At 39.3% G+C, this 17,411-nt stretch carries 18 protein-coding genes; 15 read left to right on the forward strand and 3 right to left on the reverse strand.

The features are described from left to right. Window positions 1-33 precede the first annotated feature (33 nt). From ANG_RS03345 to ANG_RS03380, 8 genes are all read left to right on the forward strand, one after another. Window positions 34-231: a helix-turn-helix transcriptional regulator gene (locus tag ANG_RS03345; protein WP_003032159.1), complete on the forward strand. Its 198-nt coding sequence runs from the start codon at window positions 34-36 to the stop codon at window positions 229-231. Window positions 232-233: 2 nt separating this feature from the next. Further along, window positions 234-719 (forward strand): DUF6773 family protein, encoded by a 486-nt coding sequence (locus tag ANG_RS03350; RefSeq protein ID WP_020999780.1) that lies wholly within the window; start codon window positions 234-236, stop codon window positions 717-719. A 13-nt stretch (window positions 720-732) separates the two neighbouring features. Beyond that, window positions 733-1,209, forward strand: a complete 477-nt coding sequence (locus ANG_RS03355; RefSeq protein ID WP_003038531.1) for a DUF6773 family protein — start codon at window positions 733-735, stop codon at window positions 1,207-1,209. Between the two features lie 664 nt (window positions 1,210-1,873). Then, complete coding sequence (locus tag ANG_RS03360) at window positions 1,874-2,635, forward strand: nucleoside phosphorylase (protein WP_003038576.1); 762 nt, start codon at window positions 1,874-1,876, stop codon at window positions 2,633-2,635. Window positions 2,636-2,645: 10 nt separating this feature from the next. Further along, window positions 2,646-4,325, forward strand: a complete 1,680-nt coding sequence (locus ANG_RS03365; RefSeq protein ID WP_003038604.1) for an ABC transporter ATP-binding protein — start codon at window positions 2,646-2,648, stop codon at window positions 4,323-4,325. Beyond that, complete coding sequence (locus ANG_RS03370) at window positions 4,318-5,154, forward strand: energy-coupling factor transporter transmembrane component T family protein (protein ID WP_003038611.1); 837 nt, start codon at window positions 4,318-4,320, stop codon at window positions 5,152-5,154. Before ANG_RS03365 ends, ANG_RS03370 begins: the two co-directional genes overlap by 8 nt. 32 nt (window positions 5,155-5,186) lie before the next feature. Then, window positions 5,187-5,939, forward strand: coding sequence for an SDR family oxidoreductase (locus ANG_RS03375; protein WP_003038578.1), 753 nt, complete (start codon window positions 5,187-5,189; stop codon window positions 5,937-5,939). Window positions 5,940-5,960: 21 nt separating this feature from the next. Further along, window positions 5,961-6,788, forward strand: coding sequence for a glycosyltransferase family 8 protein (locus tag ANG_RS03380; protein WP_003038591.1), 828 nt, complete (start codon window positions 5,961-5,963; stop codon window positions 6,786-6,788). Between the two features lie 38 nt (window positions 6,789-6,826). Here ANG_RS03380 and rsmG read toward each other — a convergent pair whose 3' ends face one another. Then, window positions 6,827-7,540, reverse strand: coding sequence for a 16S rRNA (guanine(527)-N(7))-methyltransferase RsmG (gene rsmG, locus ANG_RS03385; protein WP_003038629.1), 714 nt, complete (start codon window positions 7,538-7,540; stop codon window positions 6,827-6,829). A 146-nt stretch (window positions 7,541-7,686) separates the two neighbouring features. On the opposite strand from rsmG, the gene ANG_RS03390 reads away from it, so the two are divergent. Further along, window positions 7,687-8,247 carry a LemA family protein gene (locus ANG_RS03390; RefSeq protein ID WP_009569223.1) on the forward strand — a complete coding sequence of 187 codons (561 nt, stop codon included), beginning with the start codon at window positions 7,687-7,689 and terminating at the stop codon, window positions 8,245-8,247. Window position 8,248: 1 nt separating this feature from the next. Then, window positions 8,249-9,145 carry a zinc metalloprotease HtpX gene (gene htpX, locus ANG_RS03395; protein ID WP_003038595.1) on the forward strand — a complete coding sequence of 299 codons (897 nt, stop codon included), beginning with the start codon at window positions 8,249-8,251 and terminating at the stop codon, window positions 9,143-9,145. Between the two features lie 68 nt (window positions 9,146-9,213). Here htpX and ANG_RS03400 read toward each other — a convergent pair whose 3' ends face one another. Continuing rightward, on the reverse strand, window positions 9,214-10,473 hold the full coding sequence (locus ANG_RS03400; protein ID WP_003038598.1) for an MFS transporter: 1,260 nt from the start codon (window positions 10,471-10,473) through the stop codon (window positions 9,214-9,216). A gap of 187 nt (window positions 10,474-10,660) precedes the next feature. On the opposite strand from ANG_RS03400, the gene ANG_RS03405 reads away from it, so the two are divergent. The 5 genes from ANG_RS03405 (at window position 10,661) to ANG_RS03425 (ending at window position 16,644) form a co-directional block, all read left to right on the forward strand. Beyond that, window positions 10,661-11,197, forward strand: a complete 537-nt coding sequence (locus ANG_RS03405) for a YceD family protein (protein ID WP_003038571.1) — start codon at window positions 10,661-10,663, stop codon at window positions 11,195-11,197. Window positions 11,198-11,288: 91 nt separating this feature from the next. Further along, window positions 11,289-12,713, forward strand: a complete 1,425-nt coding sequence (gene gndA, locus ANG_RS03410; protein WP_003038563.1) for an NADP-dependent phosphogluconate dehydrogenase — start codon at window positions 11,289-11,291, stop codon at window positions 12,711-12,713. 8 nt (window positions 12,714-12,721) lie between these two features. Next, window positions 12,722-13,411: a response regulator transcription factor gene (locus ANG_RS03415; protein ID WP_025271661.1), complete on the forward strand. Its 690-nt coding sequence runs from the start codon at window positions 12,722-12,724 to the stop codon at window positions 13,409-13,411. Between the two features lie 211 nt (window positions 13,412-13,622). Next, window positions 13,623-15,812 (forward strand): PTS transporter subunit IIBC, encoded by a 2,190-nt coding sequence (locus tag ANG_RS03420; RefSeq protein ID WP_025271662.1) that lies wholly within the window; start codon window positions 13,623-13,625, stop codon window positions 15,810-15,812. Between the two features lie 16 nt (window positions 15,813-15,828). Continuing rightward, the gene (locus ANG_RS03425) at window positions 15,829-16,644 is read left to right on the forward strand and encodes an endonuclease/exonuclease/phosphatase family protein (protein WP_025271663.1); all 816 of its coding nucleotides are present in this window, start codon (window positions 15,829-15,831) and stop codon (window positions 16,642-16,644) included. A 46-nt stretch (window positions 16,645-16,690) separates the two neighbouring features. Here the strand turns inward: ANG_RS03425 and ANG_RS03430 are convergent, their stop codons facing one another. Further along, window positions 16,691-17,272 (reverse strand): hypothetical protein, encoded by a 582-nt coding sequence (locus ANG_RS03430; protein ID WP_025271664.1) that lies wholly within the window; start codon window positions 17,270-17,272, stop codon window positions 16,691-16,693. Between the last annotated feature and the right edge of the window lie 139 nt (window positions 17,273-17,411).

Below are 17,411 nucleotides of genomic sequence, written 5' to 3' on the forward strand. Positions count from 1 at the left end.
AGAAAAATGGTTCTGACTCAGAGGATAAAGAGAATGGCAAAAAATCTTAAACTAAAAATAGCTCGGGTCGAGCATGATTTGACCCAGGGAGATTTGGCAGATGCGATTGGTGTCACGCGACAAACGATTGGTTTGATTGAAGCGGGGAAATACAATCCTAGTCTCGGTCTCTGTATTGCAATTTGTAAACGATTGGATAAAACATTAGATCAATTATTTTGGGAGGAGTAATCATGAACTTCATTAAACGTCAGATTTTAGATGAGCGAGAAGAGCAACTGACCAATAAAGCAGGAATGGAAGCTTTTAGTTTTCTGATGACTAGTAATCTTATCTTTTATATTGGAAGTATTTTTATCCATTCGGGGAAGGTCTATACGCAACTATTCCTGTTCTCAAGTCTCATTGCATTCCTATACTTTTTGGAGCGCTGCCGGCGGCTAGGAGCCAATTATTTCAATAGTTTTACCTTCACTATTTGGGGTGTTATGGCAATGACGGCTTTGGTAACGGTTGTGATTTTGGTGCAGAATTTTCAAGTCAATCATGCTATTTATCAGAATAATCCATTGCATGCCAAGTTTTTAGTTGTGATTCCGATTACGTTTCTGATTTACCTTCCGATTATGATAGTGTTCAATCTGATACTAGAAGTTGTTGGAAAATGGCAGAAGGTGCGATTTGAGAAATATTTAGCGGACTTAGAAGATGAATCCTGAAAGGAGATGTATCATGAGCAAAATAAAGGATTATTTTGGTGGCGAAAAGGACGAGCGTATTCGGCAAGGGACATACAAGGCTGAAGCCTATGCGTTTCGATTTTTACTTGTATTTTTGATAATTGCAATCAGTATCAAATTTTTCTTTCTGAATTCTCCAATAGAAGGTTATGTTGATGAATTAGCAGCGGTTTTGATTGCTGGGAGTATTTGTTACTTTGTATTGTGGAGAGAAAGAATTGTTGAAAAGAGCTTGGGAATTTTGACGACATTATTCCAATCATTCTTGCTGACAATTCTCAGTGGGTATTATCATTACCATTTTGGTGAATTGCATTATAAAAATCGTCCGACGAGTGATTTTATCCTATTTCTATTTGGAAGTTTTATAACCTATCTGTTAGTGCTGGGTGTGTTCAATTGGTTTTTAAATAAATACAATCAACACCGACGAGATAAGATTGATATGGAAATGGAAGATTCTGAATAAAAGAGGACGGAACTCCTTTAGGAGAGAAACAGTTCATTATTAGGATACAGAGGCAGGGAGCATATTGTCCCTGCCTTGCTTTATAATCGCAAAATGCCCTATGATTGAGCTTTTCATTTGCTTTTTAGGTTTAAGAAAGCACTTAATGAGAAAAATATTGTCTGGGTAAGCTGTCCGAGGGTCAGACAGAGTAAGTGAGTTTTAGTTCATGTCATCCGAGGTTCAGACGGAGCAAACTGGTTTTGGTGCATGTCATCCGAGGCTCGGACGAAGCAAACTGATTTTGGTTCATATCGTCTGAGGGTCGGACAGAGCAAACTGGTATTGCTTCATGTCATCCGAGGTTCAGACGGAGCAAATTGATTTTGGTTCATGTCATCCGAGGTTCAGACGGAGCAAACTGATTTTGGTTCATATCGTCTGAGGGTCGGACAGAAGAAACGAGCTTGGGTTTGCTCCGTCGACCGGGTCGACTATTTTAACCATTGCCGCACTTTCTCAGTAACCGTGTAGGGTCGGCAAGAAGCTGAACGCTTCTTGTTTGGTCAGATTTTTTCACGTTCAAGGTTTAATTTTGCGACAGTGTTCGCGGACTTCAAAATTGATTTTCATCTTATTTTCTTTTGTGCTACAATAGAATGAGTAAGTACACGAGGAGAAGTGGATGATTTTAGAGGAATTTGATGAAAATCGTCAGGCGATTATCAATCCAGAAGATTTGGTGGAGGCGCTACCGAATTTTCCAGAAACAGTGGTGTCTTGCTTTGCCCGTGAGACCTTTAAGCGCATGCTGGCTGATTTTCAGCATGAGCTATTGACCTCCACTTCCATGGCAAATATTGAAATTCCCATTTACAAGGTTATTATAAAAGGTAAGGCAATCGCCGTGTTCAATTCACCGGTCGGGGCGGCTGCCTGTATCGCTATTTTGGAAGATTTGATTGTCTTTGGAATGAAGAAGCTGGTTCTTTTTGGAACATGTGGCGTTTTAGATGAAACGATTAGGGAAACGTCTATCATTGTTCCTCATGCGGCTATTCGTGATGAAGGAACTAGTTACCATTATCTGCCAGCTTCTGATGAGATAGAGGTGAATGTTGGCCTGCACGATTTTTTAACATCATTTTTGACTGACAAGGGAATTTCTCATACAGTTGGAAAAGTTTGGACGACAGACGGCATTTATCGGGAAACGGCTGCGAAACTCCGTAAGCGAAAAGAAATGGGTGCTGTTTGTGTAGACATGGAATGTTCAGCAGTTGCAGCTTTGGCAGCTTTTCGTGAGATTTCCGTTTGCCATTTCTTTTATGCGGCGGATCACTTGTCAGAAGAAGCCTGGGATATGCGCAATTTAGCCAATCATGCAGACCTAGATGAAAAAGACAAAGTGGCTAACTTGGCAATGCAAATTGCCCTTGCTTTATAGAGAACATGCTATGAAAAAACCAATTATTCAATTTGAAAACTTTAGTTTTCAGTATCAAGCACAGACAGAACCAACCTTGAAAAATGTTGATTTGACGATTTATGAGGGCGAAAAGGTCTTGATAGTCGGCCCTTCTGGTTCGGGAAAGTCCACTCTTGGACAATGCTTAAATGGCATTATTCCAACTATTTATCATGGAGAAATGACTGGGAAACTGTGGATTCAAGGGAAGTCTGCGTTTGGCAGCAGTATTTATGACCTGTCCAACCTTGTCAGTACCGTCTTGCAAGATACAGACGGTCAATTTATCGGGCTGAGTGTCGCGGAAGATCTGGCTTTTGCTTTGGAAAATGACATGGTTAATTTGCCAACGATGAGAGAAAAGGTTCATTTGTGGGCAGAGAAATTGGATTTGTTATCGCTGTTACACCAGCGTCCCCAAGACTTATCTGGTGGGCAGAAGCAGCGGGTCAGTTTGGCTGGGGTGCTGATTGACGAAAGTCCGATTTTGCTCTTTGATGAGCCTTTGGCAAATTTAGATCCGAAGTCGGGACAGGATACGATTGAGCTGATCGATCAGATCCATGCGGAAGCAGGAACGACAACGATTGTTATCGAGCACCGTCTGGAAGATGTGCTGTATCGGTCTATTGATCGGATTCTCCTCATCAATGACGGACAAATTCTCTTTAACGGCAGTCCTGATAATCTGCTGCATACGCAGTTATTAGCCGAGAATGGAATTCGAGAGCCGCTTTATCTGACCACCTTGTGTCAGCTTGGTTTTCAGCTGGAAAATTCTGCACAGTTGGCAAATTTAGCACAGATAGATGTCTCTACTGTTCAGTTTTCGGGTGAAAAATTTTCTATTCAAAAACCACAAGTACAGGATGATTTGCTGGAGTTGAAAAATGTCCACTTTGCTTACGGTGAGAAAAAGGTTTTACAAGATATTGATTTTACAATCTCTAAAGGCGAAAAAATTGCTATTGTCGGGAAAAACGGTGCTGGAAAATCCACGTTAGCCAAAGCGCTCTGCCAGTTTATCGCAACAGAAGGAAGCTATACTTGGCAGGGAAGAGACATCAAAGGCGACTCCATTAAGGAGCGGGCAGAACGGATTGGTTACGTTTTGCAAAATCCAAATCAAATGATTTCCACGACTATGATTTTTGATGAGGTTGCCTTGGGCTTGAAGTTGCGTGGGATTGCAGAAGATGAGATAAAAGAGCGTGTATTGGCTGTGCTGAAAACCTGTGGTTTATATGAATTTCGGCATTGGCCCATTTCTGCTCTGTCTTTTGGGCAAAAGAAGCGGGTGACCATTGCTTCGATTTTAGTGTTAAATCCAGAGATTATCCTTTTAGATGAGCCAACGGCTGGCCAAGATCAACGCAATTATACAGAAATCATGAATTTCTTAGATGAGTTGAACCAAAAAGGGCATACGATTATCATGATTACGCATGATATGCAGCTGATGTTGGATTATTCTGACCGAGCGGTTGTGATGTTGGATGGTAAGATTCTGGCGGACAAATCACCGGCTGAAGTTTTGACAGATAAGACTTTGATTCATGCAGCGAACCTCAAGGAAACGTCTATCTTTTCCTTGGCTGAGAAATTAAACGTTGATCCACTCGCTTTAACAGAATTTTATATGCAAGAAAGGGAGGAAAGCCATGCTTAATCAGCAAAAACTTATTGGTTACCATGCGGGAACGACCTTTTTGCATCGCCTATCCGGAGCGAGTAAGTTACTGTTTTTCATTTTGGTATCAACTGCAGCGATGATTAGTTACGATACTCGCTTGCTGTTGGTCATTGCGATTGGCTCACTCTTTCTTTTTAGAGTTTCGAACACTCATTTTAAAGATGTATCGTTTGTTTTGGCTTTTGCAGGTATTTTTGCCGCTTTGAATCTTATCATGGTTTATCTGTTTGCTCCTCAGTACGGAGTGGAGATTTATGGCCAACAGACGGTCTGGTTCAGCGGATTAGGCAGTTATACCGTAACTGCGCAGGAAATCTTTTATTTGTTTAATCTGTTCTTGAAATATCTCTGTACAATTCCTTTGGCAGTTATTTTTCTAATGACCACTCACCCTAGTCAGTTTGCGTCCAGTATGAATCAAATCGGAATTCCTTATAAAATTGCCTATTCTGTCAGTTTGACGCTGCGCTATATTCCTGACCTGCAGGAGGAATTTTACCTGATCAGAATGTCGCAAGAGGCACGTGGCCTGGAATTGTCCAAAAAAGCAAAATTAAGCCAGCGCATCAAAGGGAACCTGCGAATCATTATTCCATTGATTTTTAGCTCACTGGAGCGGATTGATACGATTGCAACAGCCATGGAATTGCGCCGTTTTGGTAAAAATAAGAAGCGGACTTGGTACACTTATCAGGCTTTTCAGAGATTGGATATTGAAGTGATTTTGCTGGCTATTTTATTTTTACTACTCAGTTTTTTACTCTTTTTTGTTAATCACGGTCGCTTTTACAATCCTTGGCTATAAACGAAAATTGAAATGTACATAGGAGGAAGAAAATGATTGCATTGGTAACAGGAGCTTCAGCTGGTTTTGGTGAAGCTATTTGTCGTCGCTTGGTGGCAGAAGGTCACCGAGTGATTGGAGCAGCGAGAAGATTGGAAAAGCTGACACAACTTCAAGAGGAGTTGGGTTTTGAAAATTTTTATCCGCTTCAAATGGATGTGTCGGATACAAAAAGTGTGGATCAGACTTTAGAAAGTTTGCCGGAGGATTGGCGAACGATTGATATTTTGATCAACAATGCAGGTCTGGCATTGGGCTTAGACAAGTCCTATGAGGCAGATATGCACGATTGGCTAACGATGATTCAGACCAATATTATTGGTTTGGTTTATCTAACACGTCAGATCCTACCGCAAATGGTAGAGCGAGATAGCGGATTAATTATCAATCTAGGTTCGACTGCTGGAACGGTTCCTTATCCAGGTGCCAACGTCTATGGAGCTAGTAAAGCTTTCGTGAAGCAATTTTCTTTGAATTTACGTGCTGATTTGGCAGGGCACCATATTCGTGTTACTAACATTGAACCCGGTCTTTGTGAGGGAACAGAATTTTCAACTGTTCGATTTAAAGGGGACGATCAACGAGCTGGAAAATTGTATGAGGGAGCTCATGCTATTCAGCCAGTTGATATTGCCAATACTGTTGCTTGGATTGTTGGACAGCCTCCTCATGTTAATATTAACCGGATTGAAATCATGCCTGTTTCACAAACGTTTGGAGTGCAGCCTGTTTTTCGAGAAGAATAGATGAGATAGAATGGGGAGAATATGACAGAAATAAACCTTTTGTTTTCAATCGATGATCGCTATGTCGAGCAATTTAAAACAACCTTGTATTCCGTTTACCTAAATTCACCGTCAGCTTTGCTGCATTTGTTTGTTTTGCAAAAAAAATTGTTAAAAAGGAATGTGGAGATTGAGGAATTTTGTGAGGCACTAGGGATCATCTATGAACCAGTCGTGATTGGGGAAAAAGCATTTGAGGACGCCCCCAGCACTGATCGGTATCCAGAAACAATCTACTATCGCTTGCTGGCACATGAATACCTTCCTAAAAACTTAGACAGAATTCTTTACCTAGACGCAGATATTTTATGTCTGAATGATATTTGTCCTCTTTACAAACTAGAGATGGGGAATGCCTTATACGCTGCGGCTAGTCATGGATCAGATGCCAATATGACAGATTTAGTCAATAAGATGCGTTTACAGAATTTTGAGGCAGAAAGTTACTATAATTCAGGAGTTTTACTTATGAATTTGACCAGCATTCGGAAAGAAGTGAAGCGTGAAGCTATTTTAGATTACATTGCTCAAAACAGTTTTAAACTCTTTTTACCGGATCAAGATGTGCTGAATGCTTTGTATGGACATTTGACAATTCAGATTCCAGATGAATTGTATAACTATGATGCACGCTACAATGTGCTATATTATGCTCGGAGTAAAGGAGAGTGGGACTTGGATTGGGTGATTGAGAACACCGTTTTTCTTCACTTTTGCGGTCGAGATAAGCCTTGGCTGAAAGAATACCACGGACGCTATGCCGCGCTTTACAAGCATTACCAACATCGCAGCCGAAAAGTTGGCAGATAAAAACGAAACCAACCAATTAAAATGGTTGGTTTTTCTTTTTATAACGGCCGTTTATTAGGAATTCCTGCTTTGCGTGGGTATTTATTGGGAGTTTCTTTTTTCTTGCCAACAACCGTGATATACCGCGGGTCGCCATTGGGGAGTTGGTAATGAATGTTTTTTTCGACTTTGCTGAAAAGAAGGCTAAGCGCGGTTTTTGCTTCTGTTAATTCCTCAGGAGCATTGCTAGCTTTGAGCGCTAAAAGACGCCCGCCAACTTTAAGAAAGGGAATGGTCAGCTCGGCTAAGATCTGCATACGAGCAACAGCGCGTGCAGTTACAATATCAAACTGGGCGCGGAAGTCTTTATCTTGAGCAAAATCTTCTGCCCGACCATGATAAAAATGAACGTTTTCCAAACCTAACTCGTCAGCCAAGTGATTTAAAAACAGAATACGCTTGTTTAGAGAATCAATAATCGTCACATCTAGTGCTGGATAAAGGATTTTCATAGGGAGACTCGGAAAACCTGCCCCTGCTCCAATATCCAATAGTTTGATATTTTGGTTTTTAATCCGTCCCTGCAAAATTGGCGCAATGGAATCATAGAAATGCTTGAGATAGACTTCTTTTTTGTCAGTAATAGCTGTCAGATTGATTTTTTCATTCCATTCAACGAGAAGTTCAAAATAGTGTTCAAATTGCATTTTTTGTTGGTCTGTAAGTTCAATCTGCTGCTGTTTTAAGAGTTCATAAAATTCTTCGGGTATCATCATTTGTCCTTATTTGTATTTCTTGCTTCTATTATACCAGATAATCAGAAGAGAATCTGTAAAATTTCTCTTTTGAAGAAGTCTAAATTTTTATTCTTTTCATTTTTCTGGTATAATGTCTATAATAAATTTAAAGGAGAATGACTATGTGGATAATTATTTTAGCTATTGTAGTGGTACTAGTGCTGTTTGTAATTGCTAGTTACAATGGTCTTGTCAAAAGTCGTATGCAAACCAAAGAAGCATGGAGTCAGATTGATGTTCAATTGAAACGTCGAAATGACTTGCTACCAAACTTGATTGAAACGGTCAAAGGGTATGCCAAATATGAAGCATCAACGTTTGAAAAAGTAACAGAACTGCGTCGGCAGGTAGCTGCTGCAACAACTCCAGCAGAAGCTATGAAAGCAAGTGATGCCTTGACGCGTCAGATTTCAGGAATTTTTGCTGTTGCAGAAAATTACCCAGAATTGCAAGCAAGTACAAATTTTCTAAAATTGCAAGAAGAATTAACTAATACTGAAAATAAAATTTCGTATTCTCGTCAACTTTATAATAGCGTAACAAGCAATTATAATGTGAAGTTAGAAACATTTCCAAGTAATATTATTGCTGGAATGTTCAGTTTTAAGCCAGCAGATTTCTTGGCTGTTCCAGAGGAAGAAAAATCCGTACCAAAAGTTGATTTTAGCGGTTTAGGTGACTAATATGCTCTTTGATCAAATTGCTAGTAATAAAAGACGAACGTGGGTTCTCTTGATTGCATTTTTTGCTCTCTTAGCGATTATTGGTGCTGCAGTTGGCTATTTGTGGTTCGATTCGATTCTTGGCGGAGTGCTGATTGCCTTTATCATTGGAGGGATTTATGCTTTTAGCATGATTTTTCAGTCTACTGAGGTTGTCATGTCCATGAATGGTGCTCGACAAGTCACGGAAGCTGAGGCTCCTGATCTTTATCATGTGGTAGAAGATATGGCGATGGTAGCCCAAGTTCCTATGCCACGAGTGTATATTGTTGAAGACTCATCACCCAATGCTTTTGCAACAGGCTCAAAACCTGAAAATGCGGCAGTAGCAGCGACAACAGGTCTGTTGAATATGATGAATCGTGAAGAATTGGAAGCTGTTATTGGACACGAAGTGAGTCACATTCGTAATTATGATATTCGAATTTCAACGATTGCAGTAGCGCTTGCTAGTGCGGTAACGATGTTATCGAGCTTGGCAGGGCGTATGATGTGGTTTGGTGGAAGTGGTCGCAGACGTGATAGCCGAGATAATGATAATGGTTTGGGCGTTCTAATGTTGATTTTATCGCTCGTTGCGATTATATTAGCTCCTTTAGCAGCAACGTTGGTTCAATTAGCCATTTTTCGTCAGCGTGAATTTTTAGCGGATGCTTCAAGTGTAGAATTAACTCGCAATCCACAAGGGATGATTAATGCTCTCTTGAAATTAGAAAATAGCGATCCTATGCATCATAAAGTTGATGATGCTAGTGCAGCTCTCTATATTAACGATCCGAAAAAAGAAGGTGGCTTGCAAAAATTATTTTACACCCACCCACCGATTTCTGAACGGGTTGATCGTTTAAGAAAAATGTAAAAAGATTGAGATAGATTCCTATGATTGTGTTGCAATCATGACTGTCTATCCCGATCTTTTTTGCTGTTTTACAATATAAGTGAAAGCAATCTAGCTTTATTCCTATCTTTTCTTAATGAGAGTAGGAGAGATATGATACCGCATCCTGTAAACACCATCCAGGTGATTTTCATATTCCAAATAGCTAGACTGGTAAAAATCATCGTTCCTAGTGGAATAGAGAACGAAAAGAGCAAACTAAGAAAACTAGAAGTTTGAGCTAAAACATCTGAAGGTAGTTTGCTGAGAAGCAGGCTGTTAATTTTAGGATTGACCTTCCCTGCAATATACATCATAAAGAAAATAACAAGTAATCCTAGAAAAACAGGTAGATGATAGAAATTGATAACCCCTAAAATAGGAATTGTTAGAGAAGCCCAAAGAGCTAATTTATTGATCGATAATTTGCTAAAATAATCATTTGGGGTAAGACTAGCAGAAATAACTCCTAAAATAAACGTCGTTTCAAAGATTAGTAAAGATTGGCTGAAAGAGAGACCAAATAAAGGATGATCCAATAAATACAAATTATAAAGAGCCATAATAGAGCCACCTAGCGCATTAAGGATGAGCACCTGTAATAGTAATTTGAAAAAATTAGTAGAACTATCTTGCTCAAAAATTAATTTAGAACTTTGATACATCTGTTTGAATTGCTGCTTTAGCGGAGTCATCTTTCCTTGTTCACGTTGAACGATTTCGTGGATCAAACGGTGACGGACAAAGTAGAGTGTTGTAGAAGATAGTAGAAAAGACAGGGCATTGATAAGAGCGACTAGAGTGAAGTTTTGATTGCTAACAGTTAATAGCCAAACACCAAGAGCTTGTCCAGCAAGATTGCATAGATAGGTGAGGAGTTGTGTGAAAGAAAAAGCTTCCATCATATCTACATCAGCAATATTCTTTTTCAAAATAGGCATTTGTAGTCCACTACGATAGTCGCTGATAATATCTGAAAGGATATTGATGAGACAAACGGTTGAAAAGGCAATATAGGTACTAGACTTTGTCAAAATAGCTACCGCAGTAAAGACGAAAGCTTGTACATACCCCATATGAATGAGCCAGCGAGCTTTCTGAATTGTTTTATCCGCTTGCATACCGATAAATATCGTAAAAAATGTTGGAACAAGAACGATAAAGTTTGCAATTCCTACAGCAAACTTTGGATGTGGCAGACTAGAAGCAAAAACAACAAAAACAATATTATAAATGGAAGAACCTAGAATATTGAACATGCGTGACAAGCTGATAAAAGCGAATACTTTATTTTTGAAGATGAGTTTCATCCTAATCTCCTTTTTATTTGTTGCAATGATTATAGCAGGAACGAGCCTGATTTCAAGGCATTTTCTGTAAGTGGTAATAAAGTATAAGTAAGTGAATGGTATAGTAAAGTAACTTGCAAGTGAACTTTATGTCTTTTTTCAAAAATGGTATAATAAAACTAGAAATCTAAATACAAACGAGGAAATCATGTTACATATTCAAGAAATTCGTAAAAATCCAGATGGTCTTACTTTTGAGCAAGGTTTTGATTTGACACAAGAATTACAAATGCGCAATCCAGAAATTTTGAATGTCGCAGATATTGTTGCAAGTGGAAAGGTGCAGTATGAAGATGGCCTTTACTTTTTAGATTATGATTTGTCTTATACCATTACACTAGCGTCCAGTCGTAGCATGGAACCGGTAGATCAAAAAGAAAACTACTTGGTGAATGAGGTTTTCTCTGATGCACATAGTGGGAAAATGGATCAAGATTTGATAGCTGATGATTTGGTGTTGCCGATTGAAAATGAAGTAATCAATCTAGCCGAAAGTGTGGCAGATAATATTTTATTGCATATTCCACTTAAAGTGTTGACGTCCGAGGAGAAAGCGAGTGACTGCATGCCTTCAGGAAATGATTGGCAGGTCATGACTGAAGAAGAGTATCAAAAAAGTAAACAAGCGCAAAAAGAGAAGAATAGTCCGTTCGCCAGTTTGCAAGGCTTATTTGATGAAGAGTGAACCCCTCTTTAACATTGGTTTTTAGCAACAAATCCTTTATTTTCACGCATAAAAATGATAAAATAAAACAAACTAAAAAGAGGAGTACAAAATGACAAAAGCGAATTTTGGTGTTGTTGGTATGGCCGTCATGGGTCGTAACCTTGCCCTTAATATTGAATCTCGTGGCTATACAGTAGCAATTTACAACCGTTCAGCGAATAAAACAGAAGATGTGATTGCATCTCACCCTGAAAAAAACTTTGTTCCAAGTTATGATGTGGAAAGTTTTGTAAATTCTATTGAAAAACCACGTCGTATCATGCTCATGGTCAAAGCTGGTCCAGGAACTGATGCAACGATTCAGGCACTTTTACCTTTCCTTGATAAGGGAGATATCTTGATTGACGGTGGAAATACTTTTTATAAAGACACCATTCGTCGTTCAGAAGAATTGGCGAATTCAGGAATCAATTTCATCGGAACAGGTGTATCCGGTGGTGAAAAAGGTGCGCTTGAAGGACCGTCTATCATGCCTGGTGGGCAAAAAGAAGCTTATGAATTAGTAGCAGACGTGTTGGAAGAAATTTCAGCCAAAGCACCAGAAGACGGTGCGCCATGTGTGACTTACATCGGTCCAAACGGTGCAGGTCATTATGTAAAAATGGTTCACAATGGGATTGAATATGGTGATATGCAATTGATTGCGGAAAGCTATGATTTAATGCAACACTTGCTTGGATTTTCAGCAGCAGAAATGGCTGACATCTTTACAGAATGGAATAAAGGTGAGTTGGATAGCTATCTGATTGAAATCACTGCTGATATTTTGACTCGTAAAGATGATGAAGGTCAAGATGGACCAATCGTTGATTACATTTTGGATGCGGCTGGAAATAAAGGAACTGGTAAATGGACGAGCCAATCAGCTCTTGACTTTGGTGTGCCGCTTCCGCTCATTACAGAGTCTGTCTTTGCACGCTATATTTCTGCTTATAAAGATGAACGTGTGGCTGCAAGCAAGGTTCTTCCAAAACCAGCTGCATTTAAATTTGAAGGAGACAAAGCTGAATTGATTGAAAAAATTCGTCAAGCCCTCTACTTCTCAAAAATTATGTCTTATGCACAAGGTTTCTCACAATTGCGTGTAGCATCTAAAGAGCAGGATTGGAATCTTCCGTTTGGTGAAATTGCTTCTATTTGGCGTGCTGGTTGTATCATTCGTGCTCGTTTCTTGCAAAAAATTACAGATGCATACGGACATAATCCAGATCTTGCAAACTTACTGCTTGACGAATATTTTATGGACGTCACTGCCAAATACCAACAAGCTGTTCGTGATGTAGTGGCGTTGGCTGTTCAAGCAGGTGTGCCGGTACCAACGTTCTCTAGTGCGATTGCTTACTTTGATAGCTATCGTGCAGAAAACTTGCCAGCCAATTTAATTCAAGCGCAACGCGATTACTTTGGTGCGCATACGTATGAACGCAAGGACAAAGAAGGAATTTACCACTATTCTTGGTATGATGAAAAATAGGATAGGCTATGGCGAAGCGGATTTTATTAGTTGAGAAAGAAAAAAAATTAGCGCAATTTATTGGCTTAGAATTACAAAAAGAAGGTTATCGGGTTGATCTTTTCGAAACGGGAAAAGATGCTTTGGCGTCTGCGAGAGCTAATCAATACGATTTATTCCTGTTGAATTTTACGCTTGACGATATGACAGGAACAGAATTTGCCGCACAATTAAGTGTGATAAAGCCTGCTTCGGTCATCATTGTATTGGATAATCGTGATAATATTCTTCAATATACTGAGGAAATCCAACGCTTTGCTGTTGCTTACATGGTAGAACCATTCATTGTGACGGACTTAGTTGAAAAAATTTCTGCCATTTTTCGTGGGCGTGATTTTATTGACCAGCATTGTAGTCAGATGAAAGTTCCAACATCTTATCGGAATCTTCGGATTGATGTGCAAAATCATACAGTTTATCGAGGTGAAGAAGTGATTGCTTTGACTCGAAGAGAGTATGATTTATTAGCAACATTGATGGGAAGTCATCAGGCTTTAAGCCGTGAACAGTTGTTAGAACGCGTGTGGAAATACGAAGGAGCTGTTGAAACAAATGTTGTCGATGTTTATATTCGCTATCTTCGTAGTAAAATTGATATAGCGGGGCAAAAAAGTTATATAAAAACCGTGCGTGGTGTTGGTTATGCTATGCAAGAATAACTCTGAGGTGCAGGAAATATCGTTTTTCTGCACTTTTCTAATGGGCGTATTTCCCTAGTCTATTACAATTTGTAAGCAAGAAATAGGAAAAATTTTTAAAATATTATATAAAAACGCTTTACAAAATAGAAATATATGATATAATTAAAGAGTCAAATAAATGCAAACGTTTGCGGAAAGCGCTTGCGGAAAATTTTATAAGGAGATATGAATGATGAAAGAGACATTCAAAAACATATTCAGTTTCGAATTTTGGCAAAAATTCGGAAAAGCTCTGATGGTCGTTATCGCAGTAATGCCCGCGGCTGGTTTGATGATCAGTATTGGTAAGTCAATTCCAATGATCAATCCAAACGTAGCTGCTCTTGTTACAACAGGCGGTATTCTTGAGCAAATTGGTTGGGGAGTTATCGGAAACCTTCACATTTTGTTTGCATTAGCTATTGGAGGTAGCTGGGCAAAGGAACGTGCTGGTGGTGCATTTGCAGCTGGTCTGTCCTTTATCTTGATTAACCGTATTACTGGGGTTATGTTTGGTGTGACTTCAGATTTATTGGCAAAAGATGGTGCAACTGTTCGTACTTTGTTTGGCACTTCAATCAAAGTAGCTGATTATTTTGTAAGTGTACTGGAAGCCCCAGCTCTTAACATGGGTGTTTTCGTTGGTATTATTGCCGGTTTTGTGGGAGCAACAGCTTACAACAAATATTATAATTTCCGCAAATTACCAGATGCACTCTCATTCTTCAATGGGAAACGTTTTGTACCATTTGTCGTTATTTGGCGCTCAGCTGTTGTAGCGATTATTCTTTCAGCTGTTTGGCCAGTTATTCAAACAGGTATTAACTCATTTGGTATCTGGATTGCCAACTCACAAGATACAGCGCCATTCTTGGCACCATTCTTGTATGGTACTTTAGAACGTCTCTTGCTTCCATTTGGTTTGCACCACATGTTGACGATTCCAATGAACTACACTTCAATTGGTGGTACGTATGAAGTATTGACTGGTGCAGCGAAGGGAACACAAGTATTTGGTCAAGACCCACTTTGGTTAGCTTGGGTGACAGACCTTGTAAACTTGAAAGGTTCAGATGCGTCTCAATATCAACATCTTTTAAACAGCGTGACTCCAGCTCGTTTTAAAGTTGGACAAATGATTGGTTCATTTGGTATTTTGATGGGTGTTGTATTTGCTATCTATCGTAATGTTGATGCAGATAAAAAGCATAAATACAGAGGGATGATGACTGCAACAGCACTTGCAACATTCTTGACAGGTGTGACAGAACCAATTGAATATATGTTCATGTTTGTTGCAATGCCTCTTTACTTAGTGTATGCAGTTGTGCAAGGGTTAGCCTTTGCAATGGCTGACGTTGTTCACTTGCGTGTTCACTCATTTGGTTCTATCGAATTCTTAACTCGTACCCCACTTGCAATCAACGCTGGTTTGGGTATGGATATTGTGAACTTTATTTGGGTAACAATTCTCTTTGCAGTGATAATGTACTTCATTGCAAACTTCATGATTAAGAAATTTAACTACGCAACTCCAGGACGTAATGGTAACTATGAAACAGCTGATGGAGAAGATGGTGATTCATCTGCTCAAGCTGGTGGCAAAGTAGCTGAAGCTTCTCAAGCAGTAAATATTATCAACCTTCTTGGCGGACGCGCAAATATCGTTGATGTAGATGCCTGTATGACACGTCTCCGTGTGACTGTCAAAGATGCTGAAAAAGTTGGTACAGAAGAACAATGGAAAGCTGAAGGAGCAATGGGCTTGGTGATGAAAGGCCAAGGTGTTCAAGCCATTTATGGTCCGAAAGCGGACGTTCTGAAATCTGATATTCAAGACTTACTTGACTCAGGTGAAGTGATTCCCGAAACTCTTCCGAGTCAAATGACAGCTTCACAAGCAGCAGAAGTGAGCTACAAAGGTGTAACAGAAGAAATTGAAACGGTTGCTGATGGTGAAGTTATTGCTATCTCTGATGTCAAAGATCCTGTCTTTTCACAAAAAATGATGGGTGACGGATTTGCTGTTGAACCTGAAAATGGAAATATCTACTCACCAGTAGCAGGTACGATTACAAGCATTTTCCCTACAAAACATGCTCTTGGTCTCTTGACTGATAGTGGTCTTGAAGTGCTTGTTCATATCGGACTTGATACGGTCAGTCTTGAAGGTAAACCATTTGAAGTGCATGTTGCAGAAGGGCAAAAAGTTGCAGCAGGTGATCTTCTTGTGACAGCTGATTTAGAAGCTATCAAAGCAGCAGGTCGTGAAACTTCAACAGTTGTTGTCTTCACAAATGCACAAGCTATTAAATCTGTAACTGTTGAAACATTCGGCAAAGTAGCAGTGAAAACAGTTGTTGCTAAAGTAGAATTGTAAATAGAAAAGAGAAATCATGGCAAAATTCCTGACTTTAAATACTCATAGTTGGATGGAAGATGAGCAAGGAAAAAAGCTAGATCAACTAGCTGAGCGGATTCTTCAAGAAAAATATGATGTCATTTGCCTGCAGGAAGTCAATCAAGAAATGGAGTCTGAACAGGTTGTTCAGGCTCCATTTTATTATGCGGTAGATGGCGCCATTGCGATTCATAAGGACCATTTTGCGTGTTGTTTAGTTGAAAAATTAGCTAAGAGAGGTCTCATTTATCATTGGTCCTGGGCTTATAATCATATTGGTTTTGATCGGTTTCATGAGGGAGTCGCTATTTTATCCTTAAAGCCGTTGAAACCAAGTGAGTTATTGGTTTCAGATGCCAACGATCCAACGGATTATCACACTAGAAAAGTACTTTTGGTGGAAACAGAAGTAGATGGACGGCTTGTAACGGTGGCTTCCTGTCATTTTTCTTGGTGGGACAAAGGCTTCCAAGAAGAATGGGTACAAGTAGAAAAAGAATTGTTGCAGCGCGATATGCCTCTAGTATTGATGGGAGATTTTAACAATCCCGTCGGTTATGAGGGTTATCGGCACATTCTAAAAAGTCCGCTTGCTCTGCAAGACAGTCATGTTGTTGCGGCTACAGTCATTGGTACAGCAACAGTTGAAGGCGATATTGCCGGCTGGGCTGAAAACAAGGATGCTCTAAAAATTGATTATATCTTTACGAGTAAAGATTTTAACGTTAAAAAATCTGCTGTTGTTTTTGACGGCAAAGCAACACCTGTCGTTAGTGACCATTTTGGGTTAGAAGCAGAAGTTGCATTTTAACAATCAAAAACGGGAAGTTCAAGATAAAACTTCCCGTTTTTGATTGTCATTCTTTAGAGGTGTGGCGTTTTCCAGCATTGATAGCATCGGCTTCAGTCATGGTGACTACTCTGTCAAACCGTGTATTGCGTGGCATATTATCTATACTGTACCAATAAACCTCAGCAGTTCCGTTACGAGCTACATAAACGGTTCGTTCCTGCTGTTGAGCTTCTTGTACTGCAGCGGCCTCTTGTTGTCGCTGCGCTTGAGCAGCCGCAGCTTCTTCTTGTTTTCGTTTTTCTTCCGCTTGTTTAGCTATTTCTTGTTCTTTTGCTGCTTTTTCCGCTTCCTTTTTCTTCTCTTCCTCAGAGGCTTTCTCCTTCTTTGCCTGTTTCTCTTTTTTACCTAGAGCAATATATTGCTCGTTTTCTTTTTTGTAGGAGTCAAACTCATTTTTTAATGCTTTGTAATCTTTAGCGGCTTTTTCATTGCTTTTTGTTAATTTTTGAATCTGTACTTTATATTCTTCTCTATTTTCGCGCTGGTTTCCTTTGGTAGAAAAGGAAACCAACAAAAGAACAATTAAAGCTAGAATAGCAATATTCTTTTTGTCTTTAAAAAAGGCAACAGAAAAAAATCTTTTCATCATAATTCTCCTTAAAATGATAACGTTTACAATTTATTATATAAAATTTTTTGAGAGAAGTAAATAGGATAACGGATTATTATATGTTTTCGTGAGGAAGTTCCTATCTTTTGTTATTTCTTAAAACATGGTATAATGA

The organism is Streptococcus anginosus subsp. whileyi MAS624 (genome assembly GCF_000478925.1).
Lineage (GTDB): Bacteria > Bacillota > Bacilli > Lactobacillales > Streptococcaceae > Streptococcus > Streptococcus whileyi.